At 38.3% G+C, this 19,801-nt stretch carries 20 protein-coding genes, 1 tRNA gene and 1 pseudogene; 16 read left to right on the top strand and 6 right to left on the bottom strand.

Annotation, left to right across the window (positions count from 1 at the left end):
* Positions 1-4 precede the first annotated feature (4 nt).
* Both IGJ49_RS12050 and IGJ49_RS12045 read left to right on the top strand, forming a co-directional pair.
* Positions 5-442, top strand: a complete 438-nt coding sequence (locus tag IGJ49_RS12050) for a PTS sugar transporter subunit IIA (protein WP_019723779.1) — start codon at positions 5-7, stop codon at positions 440-442.
* Positions 443-455: 13 nt separating this feature from the next.
* The gene (locus IGJ49_RS12045; RefSeq protein ID WP_023520280.1) at positions 456-1,607 is read left to right on the top strand and encodes a mannitol-1-phosphate 5-dehydrogenase; all 1,152 of its coding nucleotides are present in this window, start codon (positions 456-458) and stop codon (positions 1,605-1,607) included.
* An 88-nt stretch (positions 1,608-1,695) separates the two neighbouring features.
* Here the strand turns inward: IGJ49_RS12045 and IGJ49_RS12040 are convergent, their stop codons facing one another.
* The 3 genes from IGJ49_RS12040 to IGJ49_RS12030 all read right to left on the bottom strand — a co-directional run bounded on the left by IGJ49_RS12040 (position 1,696) and on the right by IGJ49_RS12030 (position 5,342).
* Positions 1,696-2,397 (bottom strand): type 1 glutamine amidotransferase, encoded by a 702-nt coding sequence (locus tag IGJ49_RS12040; protein WP_010736635.1) that lies wholly within the window; start codon positions 2,395-2,397, stop codon positions 1,696-1,698.
* Positions 2,390-3,742 (bottom strand): Mur ligase family protein, encoded by a 1,353-nt coding sequence (locus IGJ49_RS12035; protein WP_019723471.1) that lies wholly within the window; start codon positions 3,740-3,742, stop codon positions 2,390-2,392. Before IGJ49_RS12035 ends, IGJ49_RS12040 begins: the two co-directional genes overlap by 8 nt.
* A gap of 199 nt (positions 3,743-3,941) precedes the next feature.
* Positions 3,942-5,342 carry a TrkH family potassium uptake protein gene (locus tag IGJ49_RS12030; RefSeq protein WP_010736633.1) on the bottom strand — a complete coding sequence of 467 codons (1,401 nt, stop codon included), beginning with the start codon at positions 5,340-5,342 and terminating at the stop codon, positions 3,942-3,944.
* Positions 5,343-5,701: 359 nt separating this feature from the next.
* Here IGJ49_RS12030 and IGJ49_RS12025 point away from each other — a divergent pair, with 359 nt between their 5' ends.
* The 4 genes from IGJ49_RS12025 (at position 5,702) to IGJ49_RS12010 (ending at position 8,928) form a co-directional block, all read left to right on the top strand.
* On the top strand, positions 5,702-6,175 hold the full coding sequence (locus tag IGJ49_RS12025) for a hypothetical protein (protein WP_023520277.1): 474 nt from the start codon (positions 5,702-5,704) through the stop codon (positions 6,173-6,175).
* Positions 6,172-6,951: a DUF6681 family protein gene (locus IGJ49_RS12020; protein ID WP_010736631.1), complete on the top strand. Its 780-nt coding sequence runs from the start codon at positions 6,172-6,174 to the stop codon at positions 6,949-6,951. Before IGJ49_RS12025 ends, IGJ49_RS12020 begins: the two co-directional genes overlap by 4 nt.
* A 206-nt stretch (positions 6,952-7,157) precedes the next feature.
* Positions 7,158-7,727 carry a signal peptidase I gene (gene lepB, locus IGJ49_RS12015; RefSeq protein ID WP_010736630.1) on the top strand — a complete coding sequence of 190 codons (570 nt, stop codon included), beginning with the start codon at positions 7,158-7,160 and terminating at the stop codon, positions 7,725-7,727.
* 235 nt (positions 7,728-7,962) lie between these two features.
* Positions 7,963-8,928, top strand: coding sequence for a peptidylprolyl isomerase (locus IGJ49_RS12010; protein ID WP_010736629.1), 966 nt, complete (start codon positions 7,963-7,965; stop codon positions 8,926-8,928).
* A 254-nt stretch (positions 8,929-9,182) separates the two neighbouring features.
* Here IGJ49_RS12010 and IGJ49_RS12005 read toward each other — a convergent pair whose 3' ends face one another.
* Positions 9,183-9,782 carry a class I SAM-dependent methyltransferase gene (locus tag IGJ49_RS12005; protein WP_438723631.1) on the bottom strand — a complete coding sequence of 200 codons (600 nt, stop codon included), beginning with the start codon at positions 9,780-9,782 and terminating at the stop codon, positions 9,183-9,185.
* A 178-nt stretch (positions 9,783-9,960) separates the two neighbouring features.
* Between IGJ49_RS12005 and IGJ49_RS12000 the strand changes: the two genes are divergently transcribed.
* The 7 genes from IGJ49_RS12000 (at position 9,961) to upp (ending at position 17,301) form a co-directional block, all read left to right on the top strand.
* The gene (locus IGJ49_RS12000) at positions 9,961-10,545 is read left to right on the top strand and encodes a thymidine kinase (RefSeq protein WP_010736627.1); all 585 of its coding nucleotides are present in this window, start codon (positions 9,961-9,963) and stop codon (positions 10,543-10,545) included.
* 2 nt (positions 10,546-10,547) lie between these two features.
* Complete coding sequence (prfA, locus tag IGJ49_RS11995; protein ID WP_010736626.1) at positions 10,548-11,621, top strand: peptide chain release factor 1; 1,074 nt, start codon at positions 10,548-10,550, stop codon at positions 11,619-11,621.
* Entirely contained in the window at positions 11,614-12,450 is an 837-nt protein-coding gene (gene prmC, locus IGJ49_RS11990) for a peptide chain release factor N(5)-glutamine methyltransferase (protein WP_375152485.1), read from the top strand. Before prfA ends, prmC begins: the two co-directional genes overlap by 8 nt.
* Before the next feature lie 192 nt (positions 12,451-12,642).
* Positions 12,643-13,668 carry an L-threonylcarbamoyladenylate synthase gene (locus IGJ49_RS11985; RefSeq protein WP_349520650.1) on the top strand — a complete coding sequence of 342 codons (1,026 nt, stop codon included), beginning with the start codon at positions 12,643-12,645 and terminating at the stop codon, positions 13,666-13,668.
* 189 nt (positions 13,669-13,857) lie between these two features.
* Positions 13,858-15,102, top strand: coding sequence for a serine hydroxymethyltransferase (gene glyA / locus IGJ49_RS11980; protein ID WP_438723627.1), 1,245 nt, complete (start codon positions 13,858-13,860; stop codon positions 15,100-15,102).
* A gap of 411 nt (positions 15,103-15,513) precedes the next feature.
* Positions 15,514-16,455 (top strand): alpha/beta hydrolase, encoded by a 942-nt coding sequence (locus IGJ49_RS11975; RefSeq protein WP_010736622.1) that lies wholly within the window; start codon positions 15,514-15,516, stop codon positions 16,453-16,455.
* Positions 16,456-16,671: 216 nt separating this feature from the next.
* Positions 16,672-17,301 (top strand): uracil phosphoribosyltransferase, encoded by a 630-nt coding sequence (gene upp / locus IGJ49_RS11970; RefSeq protein WP_010736621.1) that lies wholly within the window; start codon positions 16,672-16,674, stop codon positions 17,299-17,301.
* Positions 17,302-17,400: 99 nt separating this feature from the next.
* Here upp and IGJ49_RS11965 read toward each other — a convergent pair whose 3' ends face one another.
* The gene (locus IGJ49_RS11965; RefSeq protein WP_010736620.1) at positions 17,401-17,643 is read right to left on the bottom strand and encodes a hypothetical protein; all 243 of its coding nucleotides are present in this window, start codon (positions 17,641-17,643) and stop codon (positions 17,401-17,403) included.
* A 121-nt stretch (positions 17,644-17,764) separates the two neighbouring features.
* Between IGJ49_RS11965 and IGJ49_RS11960 the strand changes: the two genes are divergently transcribed.
* Positions 17,765-17,837, top strand: a tRNA-Thr gene (locus IGJ49_RS11960).
* Positions 17,838-17,973: 136 nt separating this feature from the next.
* On the opposite strand, the pseudogene IGJ49_RS11955 reads toward IGJ49_RS11960, so the two are convergent.
* A pseudogene (locus IGJ49_RS11955) lies at positions 17,974-18,279 on the bottom strand (transposase); the annotation flags it as partial.
* 338 nt (positions 18,280-18,617) lie between these two features.
* Between IGJ49_RS11955 and IGJ49_RS11950 the strand changes: the two are divergent.
* Together IGJ49_RS11950 and IGJ49_RS11945 are read left to right on the top strand one after the other, a co-directional pair.
* A complete protein-coding gene (locus IGJ49_RS11950) occupies positions 18,618-19,058 on the top strand; it encodes a hypothetical protein (RefSeq protein ID WP_438723624.1) in 441 nt (146 codons plus the stop codon).
* 294 nt (positions 19,059-19,352) lie between these two features.
* Positions 19,353-19,778 (top strand): hypothetical protein, encoded by a 426-nt coding sequence (locus IGJ49_RS11945; RefSeq protein ID WP_438723622.1) that lies wholly within the window; start codon positions 19,353-19,355, stop codon positions 19,776-19,778.
* Positions 19,779-19,801: the final 23 nt, after the last annotated feature.

Below are 19,801 nucleotides of genomic sequence, written 5' to 3'. Positions count from 1 at the left end.
TAAAATGTCTGAATTAGCATTTGATATGATCGAGTTGAATAAGGCTTTTGCAACAAAGGAAGAGGCCATCCGATACTGTGGAAGAAAATTAGTGGAAGCCGGTTGTGTCGAAGAACCCTACATTGACGCAATGGTGGAACGTGATGCGATGTTATCCGTTTATATGGGGAATTTTATCGCGATCCCTCATGGAACAGATGAAGCCAAAGCATTCGTAAAAAAATCAGGGATCTGTGTGATCCAAGTGCCAGATGGTGTCAATTTCGGGACTGAACAAGAAGAAAAGATTGCGACAGTCTTGTTTGGTATCGCTGGCGTAGGAGAAGAACATCTGCAATTAGTGCAACAAATCGCTCTTTATTGTAGCGACATGGACAATGTTGTCCAATTAGCAGATGCACTGAGTAAAGAAGAAGTCACACACAATCTAGCAATTGCCTAAGGAGAGAAGACGAATGAGAGCAGTACACTTTGGTGCCGGAAATATCGGCAGAGGATTTATTGGAGAAGTTTTAGCTGAGAATGGGTTTGACATCACTTTTGTTGATGTCAACGAACAGATCATCGATTCATTAAATGAAAAAAGCCGGTATACGATCGAACTAGCTGACGAATCGAAAAAACAACTTGTCGTTGAACGCGTTCGCGGATTGAACAACCAAAAACAGCCTGAACAAGTGATCAAAGAAATAGCACAAGCAGATCTTGTGACCACAGCGATCGGTCCCAATATTTTACCATTCATTGCTGAACTGATTGCAAAAGGGATCGAGCAAAGAGAACAAGAGGGCAATCAGCAACCGCTAGACATCATCGCTTGTGAAAATATGATTGGTGGCTCTGAGCATCTAAAAATGGAAGTCTATAAATATCTGTCAGATACCCACTTTGCAGATCAGTCCATCGGATTTCCGAATGCAGCAGTGGATCGCATCGTGCCGATGCAACAACATGAAGATCCTTTGTTTGTGCAAGTGGAACCTTTTAAAGAATGGGTCATTGATGATACGCAACGAAAAAATAAAGAGATTTCGTTAAATGGCGTACTATACGTCAAAGATTTGGAACCATATATTGAACGAAAACTATTTAGTGTGAACACAGGGCATGCGACTGTAGCTTACACCGGTGCATTATTGGGATATGCAACGATCGATGAGGCAATGCAAGATTCGTTAGTCGTTGCCCAACTAAAATCAGTACTACAAGAAACAGGAAGTTTACTGGAAGCAAAATGGGGCTTTGATAATAAACAACATGAAGCCTATATTGAGAAAATCATCCAACGTTTCCAAAATAAATATATCTCAGATGCCATCACTCGGGTAGCTCGAACGCCTTTACGGAAGTTAGGCTATCAAGAACGCTTTACTCGTCCGGTTCGTGAATTGCAAGAATACAATTTGACTTGTCCACATTTGACAGCTACGATGGGGATCATTTTCAACTACTATGATCCTGAAGATGAGCAAAGTCGTGAACTGCAAGAGATGAAAGTGCGAGAAAATATGGATCAGTTGATCCAAGAAGTCACAGGTATCCATGATCCGACAACAATCAGTAACATCAAGCAAAATGTGATGCGTTATGCGAAACAAGTAGCTTGATTCTTGATACGATCAATGGAATAAACAAGTGGATTGTAAAAAAAAACCTCTAAAAATATCTTAGATATTTTTAGAGGTTTTTCGCTGTTTACTTGATTGGAGCTGCGGCAACTGTTGGTAGATCAAGCTCTTTTCCATAACGTTTCTCTAATGCTAAGCGAACGAGACGCTCCGCTAGATGTTCATTACGTGCTAAGATCGGACCATGGAAATAGGAGCCGTAAACGTTGCGGTAAATGACACCTTCTGATTGATCTTCCCCATTATTCCCTTGACCTTTGACGATTTTTCCCAGCGGGCGTTCGCCTTCGCCAAGAAATGTTCGACCATTATGATTTTCAAATCCATAATAGGTTTCGTTGAACTCTTCGTTGTGGATCACGATGTCACCAATGAAGCGATTATTCTCTTGGCTTAAGGTGTAATGATCCAACGCACCGATTCCTTGGATTTTTTCACCGTTTGCGCCCATATAATAATGACCAAGTAGTTGGTAACCGCCACAAATCGCAAGTACGACACCATCATTTTCAATGTAATTAGTCAATGATTCTTTCTTTTCTTGAATGTCTTTTGAAATGATCATTTGTTCAAAATCTTGACCACCTCCAAAGAAAACTAAGTCATATTTATCTGCCTCAAAGGGTTCATGGATGCTGACGATCTCAGTATGAGAAGTGACCCCCATTTTTTTGGCGATATATTGGAGCATCAAGAGATTGCCATTGTCACCATAAGTATTCATCAGATTCCCATAGAGATGGGCAATGCGTAATTCGTAGTTAGCCACGATTCATGCCTCCTTTGATAAAGCCTTGACTCGCTAATTCTTTTCGTAATTGTAAGACAGCTGTATAGGTCGCTAAAATATAGACATGATCCGTCGGTAGTTGCTTGATTTTCTCAATGACATCAGTCAATTCTTTTGATTGTGTCAATTTATCTTCAGCGATACCCGCTACTTTCAAACGTAGTGCCATATCTGTGTGGCGATCGCCACCAGCAATCACAGCAGGGATTTCCATATCTGCAAAGCGTTCAAATTCTCCGTCCCAGATCCAACTCACATCGATTCCATCTGCGTAGTTCGCATTCAAGAGGGCTACTAGTGAAAATGGATACGGCGCATGTCCCATCATGTCGATGACTTGGTTGATCCCTACAGGATTTTTGACTAGGACTAAGGTACAGGACTTGCCATCGATTTCGATGACTTCTTGACGACCAAATACTTTTTCGTCATACCCTAAGCCTTGTCTGATTTTTTCAGGAACAACACCATAATATTCAGCCACCGCAGTAGCTGCTAAAGCATTATAGACATTGTACATGCCACCAACTTCGATGCCATATTCATTGCCATCAATGACGAAATCAGCTGATTTGTTGTCCATTCGTTTCATTTCTGTCAAACGATAATCCAGTTCTGGACGTTTAAAGTCACAATTTGGACAATAGTATTTACCTAAGTTTGCATAAGTGATCATTTTGTAGTGCAAGATGTGATGACATTTCGGACACAACACGCCATCTGTATTGTAGTGGGCCATCTGTTCATGGTCTTCTTCGTGATCAAATCCATAATATCTTCTAGGGTTGACGGTCTCAACTGAATTGAAGATCGGTGAATCGCCATTACTGATGATCGTAGCATCTGGCGATTTTGCGGCACCGTCAACGATCATTTTATACGTGGTGTAGATTTCACCGTAACGGTCCATTTGGTCACGGAAAATGTTTGTAAACAAAAATAGTTCAGGTTTGATGTATTCAGTCACTCTACTTAGACTGGCTTCATCGATTTCTAACACCGCAAATTTCTTTTGGCCTTTTCCGGCTTTTGCTTGTAAAAAAGTCGAAACGATTCCTTGGACCATGTTGGCGCCAGTAGGGTTCGTCAAGACTTCATCAAATTGTTGTCGTAAGATATTGACGGTCAAAGCGGTCGTCAATGTTTTTCCATTTGTTCCAGTTACGACGACGACTTGATAGTCTTTTGCTAATGTATCTAAAATATGAGGATCGATCGATAAAGCAAGTTTACCAGGTAAACTTGATCCTCCTTTAAAAAAGGTTTTTAGTCCCCATTGTGCGGTTTTACCAACTGCAATCGCAAATTGACTGCGTATTCCCATTATGTAACCTCCAAAACGTCATAATTACAAATAAATTCAACTAATCATACCATATGTTGAAAAAAAGGTTAAATTGCTTTGTCTTATTTTACAAAAGTTTATACTGTTCGCAAAACAAAAACGAAAGAAGCAAGAAAACGAAAAACGATCGCTTCCTTGCTTCTTACATATCGTTTTTTTATGGTAACGATAGACTAGCTTACCCGATAATGATTTTCTCAGTAGGATATTCATAACCTAAATCTCGTGTTTCTTTTGGCACAAATAACATTAATGTATACAACATCCCGATACGTCCAATAAACATCAACGCACCGATCGTGATTTTACCGACTGTTGATAGATCACCGGTAATTCCTAGCGATAACCCCGTTGTCCCAAAAGCAGAAGTCACTTCCACGATGATTGAGATCAGCGGTTGTTTCTCCGTGGCAGATAAAAAAAGAATACAGAAGAAGCACATCCCTAAGGAGAGCATAAAAACGACTACTGATTTTCGGACATCATCTTCATCAATTCGACGACCAAAAATATTAATGTTATCTTCACTTTTCAAAAATGAATAAAGATAAAGGCCAATGATCGCCACAGTCGTGGTTCGGATACCCCCGCCGACAGAACTGGGACTACAACCAATGAACATCAATAAGGAAAAGACGATCAAGGTGGTGATTTGAAAATCTCCTAGATCATGGATCTGTAAACCCGCATTACGAGTTGTCATGGAATAAAACATTGAATTGATCCACTGGACACTAGGATGGAGATCTTTGAACAAGTGATTTTTTTCAAGTAAAAAAATCAAGACAGTCCCGCTTACAAATAAAATGACAAAAGCGAGGACGGCGAGTTTTGTAAACAAAGAGAACCGAAAAGGAATCTTGGCTTTTGTTTTTCGATACAAGCGCCATTCTCGAAACTCCATCAATACTGGAAAACCGATTCCACCAATGAAAATCAGGAACATGATCATAAATAAAAATGGATAGTCATGTTCAAATGGCTTGATCGACTCACCAGTAATATCGAATCCCGAATTTGTGACCGCGGAAATAGCTTGATAAAATCCATGGAAAATGGCTTCGTGCCAATGATCGAAATAGCCGCGAATATAAAAATAAACGGAGAACAAGGCACCAAATAGCAATTGGAACCAGAGCAATATGACAAAAGTGATCCGAATCAAACGAACGATACCAGATAAACGTGGTTGGTTCATATCTGTCATGATCAATTGTCTTTGACGTAAGGTGATCCGTCGCTTAGAAAAGATAATAAATGCCGTTGAGATCATCATGATCCCTAAACCACCCACTTGAAACAACACTTCGAGTAAAATAATGCCATTGTTATTAAAAATCGCGTGGATGTCAAATGTCGAAAGACCAGTGACACTGATCGTACTGATAGCCATAAAAAGCATGTCAATAAATGAAGCATGACTACCCGGATTTCGGAAAAATGGGATGTAAAACAAGCCCAAAGAAATCATAGTCATTAAAATATAATAAAATACAATAATTTGAATAGAAGAAAAGTGACTAGAAGCATATCTTGCACTACGCCTTCGCCATTTCCGGAAAAAAAGATTCAATTGCACAAATTCGATCCTCCTTGTTAGATGTTTCTTCCAGTATACCGACAATAAAATAAATACACAAAGAAATAATAAAACTAAAATTTACTAGGATTTTAGTTATTGGAAAAGTGTCTTATAATAAAGATGACTTTGCGAAACAACTTGGAGGGAGATCCATGATAAAATGAAGTGTATCAACTAGTCATAGACTGTCTGATTACGACTAAAACAACATTTGAGTAATCTACACAAAAGTTTCATGAAAAAATAAGAAAAAAATAAGAAATTTATGGTAAAACTAAAGAATACGTGTGAGAAAAATCAATTTTTGCCAAACGGATCAAGACTTCAAGCGGCAACAAGGAAAAGGATGAGAGAATATGCGAAAAGTAGCACCTATATTAAAGCCAATCGCTGTATTGACGATTTCGACGATTGTTGCTACCACAACAGGCATTGTTAATAGTTCTAGCTATCGTGCACCAAGTCGTTCCACAGAGACTACGACGACTTCTACCAATGAAGGAACAGGGCAAACGAATGACACGGTAGAAACAACACCGACGACTGTAGAACAAGACACAACCAATTCTACATACAACCAAAACTCAATACCAGAAAGTTCCGTGGATGAAGGAAATACAGGATATACGACCGATTCGACTAGTCAAAATCAAGGGGACGACAGCGGTTCAAGTACGACGCCAAGTGCCACTACACCAAGCAGTACGACGCCTAATACAACGCCAAGTACTTCTACGCCAAGTGAAGGCAATCTAAATGAAAATAATGCACCTACAGAGCAATCCGCTGAAACACAGATGTATAATCAACAGGCAGGTGATGAAGAATGACATTTATATTAGATATCATCAATGGGATACACAAGTTTTTAGGATATTTAGATATCAGTCCTAAATATTTGAACCGAGGCTATACTATATTAAGTGTGATTCCGACCGTTTACCTTTTACGGATTGTTTATGGATTATGGCAAAATCAAAACTATTTGCAGTTCTTTTTATACGGATTAGGGTTTTTAGTTCTTTTATATTTCACTGTTCTAAATGTGTTTTATTACTTTTTTGATAAAAATTCAAAAGCCGATGTGACCCAAGTGATCGTAAAATATCTACCTGATGAAGCATTCAATATTGAAGGAGAAACGGTTCGCGGGAACAACGGAAATATCGACAAAGTCAATACAGAAAAAGCCAATGTTCTATTCGATGAAGACTACCAATTGAAACTAGCAGAGAATATGCGTTATTTGATTGAAAAAGGGGAAATCAAGGTCAATGAACTTGGTCGAATGGACGGTTTCTTGATTGATCGAAATACACTTTATCCCTACTATTATGTGAAAAAAGTCTCCGACAAAACTTATCAATTAAGTATAGGTCGTAATTATTCCAGCATGGAAAAAGTAGGAACGATCAAGGTCGACTCGCCAGAAGATCATATTGAACCCGTAGGCTTATTCCTTGCAGGCGGTGATTTTGTCAAAGATGGTCTTAGATACCATGAACCCTATCGTTTGAAGTTGATCATCAAGAAAAATCAACCAAAGGAACAAGAAGGTGAAGTGACATACAGTCGAAGCCAACGAAGAAAAAAATCAAAAGTGTAGGATAAATCTTCTCCATCAAGTATTTATTTCGCTCTAATATGAAAGATACATGAAGTTCAAAAAAACATTTCAAAAAAAAAACGGATTATTCCCAACACGATCCGACACTTATTCTTTCTTTTAATTGATAAAAAATGTAAAATAAAGAATAGCTAACAAATAAATAAAAAATAACATAAAAATGTTTGGTTAATAGGAGGTATAAAGTGAAAAACTTTTTGAAAAATTGGGGAATCTTGATCGTTGTTTTAGCCGCCATCATTTTGGCAAGAGTCTATGTATTCACACCAGTCACAGTGAGTGGTCATTCCATGGACCCTTCGTTACATGATGGGCAACGTTTGATCTCATCTAAAATCTCAGATTTTGACCGCTGGGATATCATTACAACAAAAGAACCTGGGGATGAAGAACGGATGATCGTCAAACGAATCATTGGGATGCCAGGCGATACTGTGAAAATGGAAGATGATCAACTATACATCAATGGGGAAAAGCAAGATGAACCCTACTTAGATGAGTATAAAAAAGAATTTTCAGAAGACAAACTACAAGAGGAATATTCTTATAATTCAGCCTTCCAATCGCAAGCTGAAAATGCTGAAACGTTCACCAGTGATTTTGAATTCACTGTTCCGGAAGGACAATACTTGGTACTGGGCGACAATCGTTTGATCTCAAAAGACAGCCGCATGTTTGGTTTAGTCGATGAAGACTTGATCCAAGGTAAAGTCGTTTTCCGCTATTGGCCGTTGAATAAGATCAATATCATTTAATCGATGATACGTAATGCGATAGCGATATAACTCTAAACAGTAAAGATATACCCTGAAAAAACCTCAACATTCGTTTGGAATGTTGAGGTTTTTTTGTTATATAAACTAAAACAACAAGTGATCAAGTATAATTTTTTTATAAAATCACGTTATTTTCAAAGTTTGTTCATAAAGTAAGGCTAAAGTGAAAGACACATAGATATAAATAACTATTAAAATATATAGGAGTGACAGCATGAAAAAATTCATCTCAATATTAGCTGTATCATCAGGACTGGTTTTGTTTTCTGCATGTTCAACAAATCCGTCAGATCAAGCTGCAGTGACGTATAAAGGCGGTACCATCTCAGAGCAGGAACTAGTGGACCACTTGAAAAAAATCAAGGGTGCGGAGACCGCTGTCCAAGATTTGATCATCTTCCAGATTTTTGAAGAAAATTATGGCGACAAAATTACGGCTGAAGATGTAGATAAAGAATACAACGCTAGCAAAGAAGCACTCGGTGATTCTTTCGATTCGCAATTGAAATTAGCGGGCTATACAACTGAATCTTATAAAGAAGAAATAAAAAGAGGGTTAGCTTACAAAGCAGGTTTACGAGCGAATGTCGAATTGACGGATGAAGATCTTAAAACAGCGTGGGAAAACTTCCATCCAGAAGTAGAGGCACAATTGATCAAAGTAAGTAGCGAAGATGAAGCCAAGGAAATCAAAAAGTCACTCGATGAAGGGGGCGACTTTGCTAAAATCGCCAAAGAAAAATCGACCGATGAAGCGACAAAAGAAAAGGGTGGAGAAATCACCTTTGACTCGCAATCTACAAGTGTGCCAACAGAAGTCAAACAAGCAGCGTTCAAACTTAAAAATGAGGAAGTATCTGATGTTATCACAGCGACTAATTCCTCTACGAACGCCACGGAATATTATCTTGTGAAAATGGTCAAACAACAAGAAAAAGGCAATGATATGTCGAAATATAAAGATGAATTAGAAAAAATAGCAACAGAGACAAAAATAGCAGATCCAACATTCCAACAAGAAGCTGTGCGTAATGAATTGAAAAAAGCAAATGTAAAAATCAAAGATGAAGATTTCAAAAACGTACTAAGTGGCTTGATGACGGAACCATCCACAAGCGAAAGTTCAACCGATGCTTCAACTGAAGCTTCGACAAGTACTTCGACAGATAGTTCAAACTAATTGATCAGTGGAAGAACTAAACAAATACGAACTCAATTAAAATAATCAAAAGAGGTCGGGACAGAAGTGTTCAGCCTCGAGAAATAAGGCGCCATCCACGAAAATTATTCTTCAAATTTTTGTGGATGGCGCCTTATTTCCGAAGAGATTACTTCTGTTCCCGCCGTTTATTCGGTTTTAGGTGGTACAAGAGGACTAATGTCACAGACACTTTGCGTATTTATGAAAGGTTTTTTTATAGAAATAGAAAATGCTTATTCTTTGATTGCTATAGCCAAAAACAAAGAAGCATCTTGTTTCATGAACAAGTTTTTTCCGTGATGGAATGTTTCAATTGAGAGTGGTTTAAATCCAGCAAGCTTCAATTGTTCTCTTAGCTCCTCGTGGTCAAAACCATTATAAACTTTTGGATGCTGGATCTTTTCGTTCTTATCGAAGTCAACGATATAAAGTTTTCCGCTTGGATGAAGCATTTGCGAAAGTTGTTTTAAAATGCCTTTCGTTTCTGGAATATGTAACAAGACTAAAGATAGTAAGATGATGTCGGCTTTCTCTGCCGGCAAATCCTTTGTAGCATCCAATTCAAGTGTTCGTACATTTGCTTGTTTTGCCTCTTTGATTTTTTTATCAGCCATCGCTAGCATTCCTGCGGCTGAATCTATAATGATCACTTCTTTAAAACGTGAGGCAAAGGGTAACGTGACAAGACCAGTTCCCCCACCGTAATCGATCAATTTCTGGTCATGAGTCTGTGCAGAAAATTCTTTTTCAACAGCTGAACGAATCGTAGCAGCTAATTGTATTCGTTCGGGGGTATCATAATGGTTCGCCATTTGGTGGAATATTTCGGACATAAGTGCCCTCCTTTATTTTTCATTCGATTATACCAAAAGAAGTGCGGGTAGTTTATTGATTTATAACGAAAATACCAACATTTACACTAGGGAAATCTCGCTTCGAAAATTCTCACTGTAAAAATGATTGAAAATCAAGTATAATACCATAGGAACAAACTGGAAGGTGAATGAGGACATGGCACAACTATTTTTTAAGTACGGCGCAATGAACAGCGGCAAGACAATCGAGATCTTAAAAGTCGCACATAATTATGAAGAACAAAACAAACCGGTTGTTTTGATGACCAGCGGAATCGATACAAGAGATGGCGTTGGCGTAGTTTCAAGCAGAATCGGGCTGAAACGTGAAGCAATTCCCATTTTTGAAACGACCGATGTATTTGAAGTCATCCAGCAGATGGAACATCCACCATTCTGTGTATTGATCGATGAAGCGCAGTTCTTAACAAAAGAACATGTCTTAGCATTCACGAGAATCGTTGATGAACTCAATATTCCGGTGATGGCGTTCGGATTAAAAAATGATTTTAGAAATGAATTATTTGAAGGATCGAAATATTTATTGCTTTATGCAGACAAAATCGAAGAAATGAAAACGATCTGTTGGTTCTGCCATAAAAAAGCAATGATGAATTTACATTATATAGACGGAACACCGGTGTACGAAGGAGATCAAGTCCAAATTGGTGGCAATGAAGCCTATTATCCCGTATGTCGAAAACACTATTTTCATCCATTGATGATCACAGAAGGAGATTAAGCATGTACGATCAATTACAATCAATCGAAGACCGTTACGAAGAGCTTGGGGAACTACTGAGTGACCCAGAAGTGATTTCAGATACGAAACGTTTCATGCAGCTTTCAAAAGAAGAAGCAAATACACGTGAAACGGTTGAAGTTTATCGTCGCTACAAGGAAGTTGTTCAAGGGATCAAAGATACAGAAGAATTACTCGGCGAAAAGTTAGACGACGAAATGGCAGAGATGGCTAAAGAAGAATTAGCTGATTTGAAAAAAGAAAAAGAAGAACTAGAAGAAAAAATCAAGATTTTGTTACTTCCAAAAGATCCAAACGATGACAAAAACATTATCATGGAGATTCGCGGAGCCGCTGGTGGCGACGAAGCCGCACTATTTGCAGGGGATCTTTTCTCGATGTATCAACGATACGCAGAGAGCCAAGGCTGGAAAACAGAAGTCTTGGAAGCAAGTGTGACAGGGATCGGTGGCTATAAAGAAGTCATCATGATGATCTCAGGTGAAAATGTCTATTCGAAATTAAAATATGAAAGTGGCGCACATCGGGTCCAACGTGTCCCTTCAACAGAATCTCAAGGACGTATCCATACATCAACGGCAACTGTCGTTGTCATGCCTGAAGCAGAAGAAGTAGAGATCGATCTGGCTGACAAGGATATCCGCGTCGATATTTACCACGCTTCTGGAGCCGGTGGACAGCATGTCAATAAGACAGCATCTGCGGTACGTTTGACTCACTTACCAACTGGAATCGTGGTGGCGATGCAAGATGAACGTTCACAATTGAAAAACCGGGAGAAAGCGATGAAAGTCTTACGTGCGCGCGTCTACGACAAGATCCAACAAGAAGCACAAAGCGAATATGATGCGAACCGTAAATCTGCGGTAGGGACTGGGGATCGTTCAGAGCGTATCCGTACGTATAACTTCCCTCAAAATCGCGTGACCGACCACCGTATTGGCTTGACGATCCAAAAATTGGATCAGATTCTAGCAGGAAAACTAGATGAGATCGTCGACGCATTGATCGTGTACGACCAAACATCTAAGTTGGAAGAGATGCAAAATGGATAAAACCTATCGAGAAGTCCTCACACGGGCTTCTTCTTTTTTAGAAGAACAAGGAGTAGAAGGGTATAATATCCAGTTTGTCTTTCTTGAACGAAAGCAGTGGACGAAACTGGATTGGCTCATGCGAATGAATGAACCGATCACAGCCGAGGATCAAGCCATGATCAATGCAGATATGCAACGACTAGTGCAACATTATCCGCCCCACTATTTATTAGGTTATGCTGAATTTTTTGATCACCGCTTGAAAGTCACGGAAGCAACTTTGATTCCTCGTCCAGAAACCGAAGAATTAGTCGCACTGTGTTTGGCAAAAACAAGCGAAGAAACCTTAAATGTCGTGGATATCGGTACAGGAACTGGAGCAATCGCCATCAGCTTGAAAGCTGCTAGAAAAAATTGGCAAGTCTCAGCAATTGATTTATCTTTAGAAGCACTAGCTGTCGCTAAGGAAAATGCAGAACATGAACAAACAACGATCAATTTTTATCATGGTGATACGTTGGAACCTGTCTTGGATCAAACCTTTGATGTCATTATTTCTAATCCCCCTTATATCAGTCGAGCAGAATGGTCGGTGATGGATCAGAGTGTACGAACCTATGAACCGAAGATGGCATTGTTTGCTGAAGAAGATGGTTTAGCGATCTACCAGAAAATCGCAAAGGAAGCTGCACAAATATTAGCTAGCGATGGACAACTTTTTTTAGAGATTGGTTTCCAACAAGGAGCAGCTGTCAAAGCAATCATGGAGCAAGCCTTTCCGACAAAAAAAGTACGGATCAAAAAAGATATGGCAGGAAATGATCGAATGATTTTTGTTACCAATTAGTTTGTGGATGAAAAAATTTTTTTCTGTTTTTTTATAATAAAAAAACACTGATTTGATAAGGATGAAAACGAATATTTTAGTTATCAACATGCTTATCCACTATTGACAAACTAGTTATCAACAATTTGTGTATAACTACCTGAAAAAACGGAATAAAACAAGGATTTTGAAAAAAGAGGATGTGGATAGACTGTGGAAACAATTAAATATGATGAAACACAATTGAATGAAGCTGCGAAGGAATTAGCAGTAGGAAATCTAGTGGCTTTTCCAACGGAAACTGTCTATGGATTAGGAGCTAATGCCCTTTTACCGGAGGCTGTCAAACAAGTCTTTACAGTGAAAGGTCGACCACAAGACAACCCATTGATCGTCCATGTCGCCTCCTTCGAACAAGTAAAAGAGTATGTGGACAACTTTCACTCATTAACAGAACAAATTGTGAAAAACTTCTGGCCAGGACCACTGACTTTGATTTTTCACATCAAAAAAGGTAGTTTACCAGGGATTGTCACTGGTGGTTTATCCACAGCTGCTTTTCGCATGCCAGATAACAAGAAAACGTTAGAATTAATCCAATTAGCAGGTGTACCACTTGTCGGGCCAAGTGCCAACACTTCAGGTAAACCGAGTCCAACAACAGCAGACCATGTCTTTCATGATCTAAATGGAAAAATCACAGGAATCATTGACGATGGGGCGACGAGGATCGGTGTGGAATCAACGGTACTTGATCTGAGTGACCCATCTGCACCGCCGATGATCTTACGACCAGGAGCAATCACGAAAGAGCAACTAGAAGCTGTCATTGAAAGTCCAGTGGCGACAGACCGCCATTTGGTCAAAGAATCTGAAACACCGAAATCACCGGGGATGAAATACAAACATTACTCACCTGATACTCGAGTACTAATGGTTGAAAAAAAGGATTGGCCAGAGGCGATCATCTGGACAAAAGAGCAAAAACTACGTACCGGTGTTTTAGCTGGACCAACAATTGCTGATCAGGTACGCAAGGATGTCGCAGCTGTGTATATGTATTACGATGATTCAGTAGAGGCAGCAACGAAAGGGTTGTTTGCGGGGTTACGTGGCTTAGATGATGATCGATTAGCTCTTGATCTGATTCTAGTACAAGTTGCACCTGAAGAAGGGCTAGGTATTGCTTATATGAATCGGTTGAAAAAAGCCGCAGGACAAAATTATTATAAAAAATGAACCAGAAGTGATTGCTGCAAAATCATTCTGTGATACAATCTAGGAAACAAACTAAAATAGCTATTTAAGAAATAATGTTCGTATTCTTAGCTAGTAATGTTTGGTCAACATCAAAAAAAGACAAATAAACTGAACAATCATTTGAAATTTAGAGAAGTTGACACATAAATAAATAAGGAGTTGTTGTTTGTGGTAGACTACAAAACGTTTGACCCTGATTTATGGGCAGCAATCGCAAAAGAAGAGGAAAGACAAGAAAACAATCTGGAGCTGATCGCTTCTGAAAACTTTGTCTCTGAAGCTGTGATGGCGGCACAAGGAAGTATTTTAACGAATAAGTACGCAGAAGGGTATCCAGGACGTCGCTATTATGGTGGGTGTGAATTTGTGGATACCGTTGAAAATCTGGCGATCGACCGTGCCAAAGAATTATTTGGTGCCGATTTTGTCAATGTTCAACCACACTCTGGATCACAAGCCAATACAGCTGCATATCTTGCGTTAGTTGAACCGGGGGATACGATCTTAGGAATGGATCTTTCTGCTGGCGGACATTTGACACATGGCTCTCCAGTCAATTTTAGTGGAAAAACGTACCACTTCGTTGCTTATGGTGTAGATCCGTCAACAGAAGTCATTGATTATAATGTCGTACGCATCTTAGCGAGAAAACATCAACCAAAATTGATCGTAGCAGGAGCAAGTGCCTATGGTCGGACGATCGATTTTGCAAAATTCAGAGAAATCGCGGACGAAGTTGGGGCAAAATTGATGGTCGATATGGCACACATTGCTGGTTTAGTTGCAGCGGGTGTCCATCCAAGCCCAATCCCTTATGCCGATATCACAACAACTACTACTCACAAAACATTACGAGGACCTCGTGGTGGGATGATCTTAACGAACAATGAAGAGCTGGCGAAAAAAATCAATAGCGCAGTCTTCCCAGGCATCCAAGGTGGCCCCTTGGAGCATGTGATTGCCGGAAAAGCTGCTGCATTTAAAGAAGCATTGACTCCTGAATTTAAGGAATATAGCGAACAAGTCATTGCCAATGCAAAAGCTATGGCAAAAGTATTCAATCAATCGATTGGTACCCGAGTGATTTCAGGTGCCACAGATAACCATTTGATTTTGATCGATGTACGTGACTTAGAATTGAACGGAAAAGAAGCAGAAGCGATTTTGGACAGTGTTCATATCACCGTCAATAAAAATTCGATTCCTTTTGAAACACTAAGCCCATTCAAAACAAGCGGTATCCGTATTGGGACACCAGCAATTACGACCCGTGGCTTCCGCGAAGAAGATGCGGCAAAAGTAGCTGAATTGATCGTCAAAGCCTTACAGGCAAAAGATGATGAAGCACAATTAGAAGAAGTGCGTGCAGGCGTCCGTGAATTAACAGAGCAATTTCCATTATATAAAAAATAAATAGTTTATAACTAAGAGTCATCAATAAGAAGGTAAGAGAATAGAAAAAGGTGAGACAACCAGGCATGTAGCTGTTTGGTTGTCTCACCTATTTTCTGATTGTTGAAGTGTTAGATGGCTCTCTGGAAACTCAAAAAATATGAAAAGCTATTTTCTGATTTTTCATCTTACTGCTCAGGTCAAAGCGCTTCTTCACAACTTGGATAAACGGTGTTCAAGAAGCAACACTTCGGTCATAAGCCAAAAAAATAAAAAATGAAATAGCCATTTTTTATTTTTCTGTCTTATGCCTTAGTGCTGAGCGCTTCTTTCACAACCTCTTTCAATCTGATTTTTTGACTTTTGTCTGGTTGCTCTCTAGTATATGAGGTGTAATTTTATTTGTTGCATTCAATTTAGGGAGGAATCCGTATGACTGATCGAATTTCATTAGAAAAAGAAGCAATTGAGTTTAGTGATGCTAATGCACCGCACCCGCGTATCTATGAATTACCTCCGGAAGAAGGGCGTGATCTTCTAGAAGAAGTTCAAAGTTCTTCTGTGGAAAAATTACCTGTGGATATCGAGGATTTGAAAATGGATACCAATGATTGGGGACAAATCAATGTGCGTTTTATCCGTCCTGAAGGAAATGTAGAAAAATTACCTGTCATATTTTATATACATGGTGCTGGTTGGGTATTTGGAAGTGCCAAGACACATGACAAATTGATTCGAGAATTGGCTGTTCGTACAAATTCGATCGTTATTTTTCCTGAGTATAGTCGTTCGCCAGAAGCAAAATATCCTACTGCCATCGAGCAAAACTACGCGATTTTGCAAAAACTTGCGGAGCTTTCTGAGTCGAAAGGCTTGGATCTTGAGAACTTGACAGTCGCTGGGGATTCCGTAGGTGGGAATATGGCAACGGTGATGACGATCCTTACAAAGCAACGTCAAGGATTACCAATCAAAAAACAATTACTATATTATCCTGTAACTGATGCAAATTTCGATACAGGTTCTTATAACCAATTCGCAGAGAATTACTTCTTAACAAAAGAAGGGATGCAATGGTTCTGGGATCAGTATACGACAGATGAAAAGAAACGAGCAGAAATCACTGCCTCACCTCTACGTGCAAGTAAAGAAGAATTGACAGGTTTACCACCTGCAATGATCTTGACTGGTGAAGCGGACGTGTTAAGAGATGAAGGAGAAGCATACGCTAGAAAACTTCGTGAAGCTGGTGTGGAAGTTACGCAAGTACGTTTCCAAGGGATCATCCATGATTTTGTCATGGTAAATGCGATGGACCAAACCAATGCGACACGAGCAGCAATGACTCTTTCCACAGAATGGCTAAAAAACTAGTTGTTTTTTGTCATCTTTATCCATTAATAAATTAGAAAAATAACAAAAAACGTCTGATTTTCAGGCGTTTTTGTTATTTTTTGCTGATTTTAAAAAGAACACCGCTTTGTTTTTTTATTTCTTTGATTTTCTTTAGGAAAATGACGGGTTAGACTAGTCAAGTCAGTGATTTTGTTTTACAATTAAAAAGAAACGAGAGAAAAAGGAGACAAAAAAATGGGCAAATTTCAAGTAATCGACCATCCATTGATCCAACACAAATTAACGATTATTCGCGACAAAAATTGTGGTACAAAAGTTTTCCGTGAGGTTGTTGATGAAATCGCTATGCTGATGGCATATGAAGTATCACGTGATATGCCACTTGAAGACATTGTCATCGAAACACCAATCACAGAAACAACACAAAAAACATTGTCTGGTAAAAAAGTAGCCATTATCCCAATCTTGCGCGCAGGTATTGGAATGGTTGACGGAATCTTAGAATTGATCCCAGCAGCTAAAGTCGGCCACATCGGATTATACAGAGATGAAGAAACATTGGCACCGCACGAGTATTTCGTTAAATTACCGGAAGATATCGACGCACGTCAATTATTCGTAGTTGATCCAATGTTAGCGACAGGTGGCTCAGCGATCATGGCGATCGATGCTCTGAAAGCACGTGGCGCTTCAAACATTAAATTTGTTTGCCTTGTTGCAGCTCCAGAAGGTGTTAAAGCCTTACAAGAAGCACATCCAGATATTGATATCTATACTGCTTCATTAGATGAAAAATTAAACGACAAAGGCTATATCGTTCCTGGTCTAGGCGATGCTGGCGACCGTTTATTTGGTACTAAATAGGAAAAATCAGCTATACAAAAAATCTGGGATTTTCCCAGATTTTTTTTTATTTCATTCAGTCAAAATAAAAACCATCCACTTGATGGATGGTTGAAAAAACTAAATCTTACTCATATCTTTGTAATTGATAATGACGACGCCTTTACTTTGGGCCATCAAATCGGTATTCTCATTAGTTTCATCAATTGCAACAACAGCAGAGTTTTTCAATTGCTTGGAAATCGTTCCGGTTTGCGTTTTTCCGTGAATCATAAAGGTAACATGTGTATCAGTGGTAAATTTTTCTCCAAATTCTGACGGTTCGACCTTTGTTTCAAATTTTCCAAAAGTTGCCATTTTCATAAAACCTGCCTTTCATCTATAATTATAGCACATTTTTTGAAAAAAATCATGAAAGTAGAAAAATCTTCCACATTACCCCTTTACATTTCTTAACATAACGACTATAATTTCTTTTGGAAACGCCAGCTTAGCTCAGTTGGTAGAGCAACGCACTCGTAACGCGTAGGTCGTAGGTTCGATCCCTATAGCTGGCATACGATAAAAGCAGACATATCAAGGTTTTTTACGCCTTAAATATAACTTTTTTTGGCTCTTTGTCAATAAGTACTGATGAGTTATACAAAATCAAATCTGGACCAGAATGAAGCTCATTCTGGTCCAGATTTTTTGTTATTTCATTTTAATTAATTGTTTGGTCAAAAAGATTCTAAATTTCATGTTTTCAAATGATTTAAATCCGTAGGATACTCGTTTCATTGTTTTTATGTGGGTATTCTTTGCTTCTATTTTTCCATTGGAGTAAGGATAAATCATGGCATTGGTGATGTCTTCTGGGTAATTCAGAAGATTTTGAAGTTTCTCACGAAAGCCGTTATCTAACGTTTCGGGAAGTTCTGCCAATAAGGAGGAAAACAAGTCAGGGTCTTTGTCTCGAAAAGCATCAACTAATTCATGGAAAAAGGGATACGCCTCCTTAGATACTGCAGATTTGGATTACATAAACAAAAAGTTCATACCAATTATGGATGTCCAGTAATTGGTATCTAGCGCAGAATATACTAAATCGTTAAGTTTATAACTAAATTAGCTTGTATGTTTTAATGCAGGGGGAGAAAGAAGTGTTTAGCTTCAAAAATAGGAGGCCATATACAAAAATTATTCTTCAAATTTTTGTATATAGAATTTTAATTATGAAGAGGTTATCTCTTTCATATTATTCTATTGTGATGCTTTTTTAGTGTTTTTTTGAAAAAAATTTTATTATTTAGCTCGTTATAATATTAGCAAATCTATTAGAAAAAGAGGCGATGAGGGTGAAAAAATTCTTTCGTTTACCCAAGAAAAAAAAAGAACAACAATTGAGAACAAAAGAAAATACTTCAAGAACAGTGAATCTAGTTCTTCAAAGAACTAATGATATGGAGAGTAAGAATTTTCTGACCTCTGATGAATACATTGAACAGTTAAAAAAAGAACTAGATACAGTGGATAGACGGATGATTAATCTGATGTTGCCATCTAATCATTCGATTACTGTAAATGGCAAAGTGCTGATTTTACCAATCGATCGAAAAAAAATGGTGCAATTAGAACAAAAAAAACAACAATTGATGACTAAATTGGTAGAAATACAACAAAGACAGTCATTGGCTACTGTGATCAAGCAAGCAATGATCAAAAGCAATCAAGCCCAAATAATAAAGACATCTCATTCACAAAAGAATGTTATCACTAATAAAGTTAGGTGTATCTAGATAAATCATTGTTTTATCGTAAAGATGACAATGTTTATTCAAATAGAAACTACAGATAAAATACCAAATGAAGATAGGAGCTTCAAAATATTTTTATGAGGTAGGAACATTAAAAATATGAATAAATTTAGAGCGAGCAGTTCAACTGCTCTTTTTTGTGCGTATTTTTATAAAAAAATTGTTCGACCTTCATTTTTTTTTTATTTTTGAATAAATTGCTTTGAGTAACTTTTTTGCTCTTTCAGGTTCTATACTAAACGAGCAAAAAATTTTTTATACAAAGGAGAATATTTTATGCCAATAGATGCAGAGAAACGAAAATCAAGTCAATCCCCTAATAAACGAAGAGAAGCATTTAAGCGAAAAAGAAAAGAAAGTGAAAAAAATGAAGCATGTTTGCTAAAAGAACAACATCGACCAATTGAAGAAAAAGAATCAACGGAACCAATTTATCAAAACTTATATAATCGGCCGATACCTCAAAAACCTAAACGGATGAAATTGCCTAATTCAAATTATTCACAGCCAGAGAAGCAGTTATCTGCTATTGATTTGAAAACAGAGGAGGTTAAAAGAAAAATACTTTTGGAACACGAACAAAATCAAAATAAAAAGAGTAAGAAGAAAAGTATAGGAACTCTTTGCAAAGAGCTTAAACAGAAGATGGCACCAAAGTTGAAAAACAAACCGCAAAAACAACTAGAGCAACAAGAACGTTAACCAAAAACCTTTTCTTTTTGTAA

It is taken from the genome of Enterococcus sp. AZ171, assembly GCF_051714005.1.
Taxonomy (GTDB): Bacteria; Bacillota; Bacilli; order Lactobacillales; family Enterococcaceae; genus Enterococcus_B; species Enterococcus_B pernyi.
The sequence above is the reverse complement of the archived record's forward strand: the minus strand, read 5'-3'. Positions and strand labels throughout refer to the sequence as shown.

Excerpts from the sequence above, each read along its gene's own strand:
- IGJ49_RS12050 (WP_019723779.1), top strand. The coding sequence starts at position 5 with ATGTCTGAATTAGCATTTGATATGATCGAGTTGAATAAGGCTTTTGCA.
- IGJ49_RS12045 (WP_023520280.1), top strand. The coding sequence starts at position 456 with ATGAGAGCAGTACACTTTGGTGCCGGAAATATCGGCAGAGGATTTATT.
- IGJ49_RS12035 (WP_019723471.1), bottom strand. The coding sequence starts at position 3,742 with ATGGGAATACGCAGTCAATTTGCGATTGCAGTTGGTAAAACCGCACAA.
- IGJ49_RS12025 (WP_023520277.1), top strand. The coding sequence starts at position 5,702 with ATGCGAAAAGTAGCACCTATATTAAAGCCAATCGCTGTATTGACGATT.
- IGJ49_RS12020 (WP_010736631.1), top strand. The coding sequence starts at position 6,172 with ATGACATTTATATTAGATATCATCAATGGGATACACAAGTTTTTAGGA.
- IGJ49_RS12010 (WP_010736629.1), top strand. The coding sequence starts at position 7,963 with ATGAAAAAATTCATCTCAATATTAGCTGTATCATCAGGACTGGTTTTG.
- IGJ49_RS12005 (WP_438723631.1), bottom strand. The coding sequence starts at position 9,782 with ATGTCCGAAATATTCCACCAAATGGCGAACCATTATGATACCCCCGAA.
- IGJ49_RS12000 (WP_010736627.1), top strand. The coding sequence starts at position 9,961 with ATGGCACAACTATTTTTTAAGTACGGCGCAATGAACAGCGGCAAGACA.
- prfA (WP_010736626.1), top strand. The coding sequence starts at position 10,548 with ATGTACGATCAATTACAATCAATCGAAGACCGTTACGAAGAGCTTGGG.
- prmC (WP_375152485.1), top strand. The coding sequence starts at position 11,614 with ATGGATAAAACCTATCGAGAAGTCCTCACACGGGCTTCTTCTTTTTTA.
- IGJ49_RS11975 (WP_010736622.1), top strand. The coding sequence starts at position 15,514 with ATGACTGATCGAATTTCATTAGAAAAAGAAGCAATTGAGTTTAGTGAT.
- upp (WP_010736621.1), top strand. The coding sequence starts at position 16,672 with ATGGGCAAATTTCAAGTAATCGACCATCCATTGATCCAACACAAATTA.
- IGJ49_RS11965 (WP_010736620.1), bottom strand. The coding sequence starts at position 17,643 with ATGAAAATGGCAACTTTTGGAAAATTTGAAACAAAGGTCGAACCGTCA.
- IGJ49_RS11945 (WP_438723622.1), top strand. The coding sequence starts at position 19,353 with ATGCCAATAGATGCAGAGAAACGAAAATCAAGTCAATCCCCTAATAAA.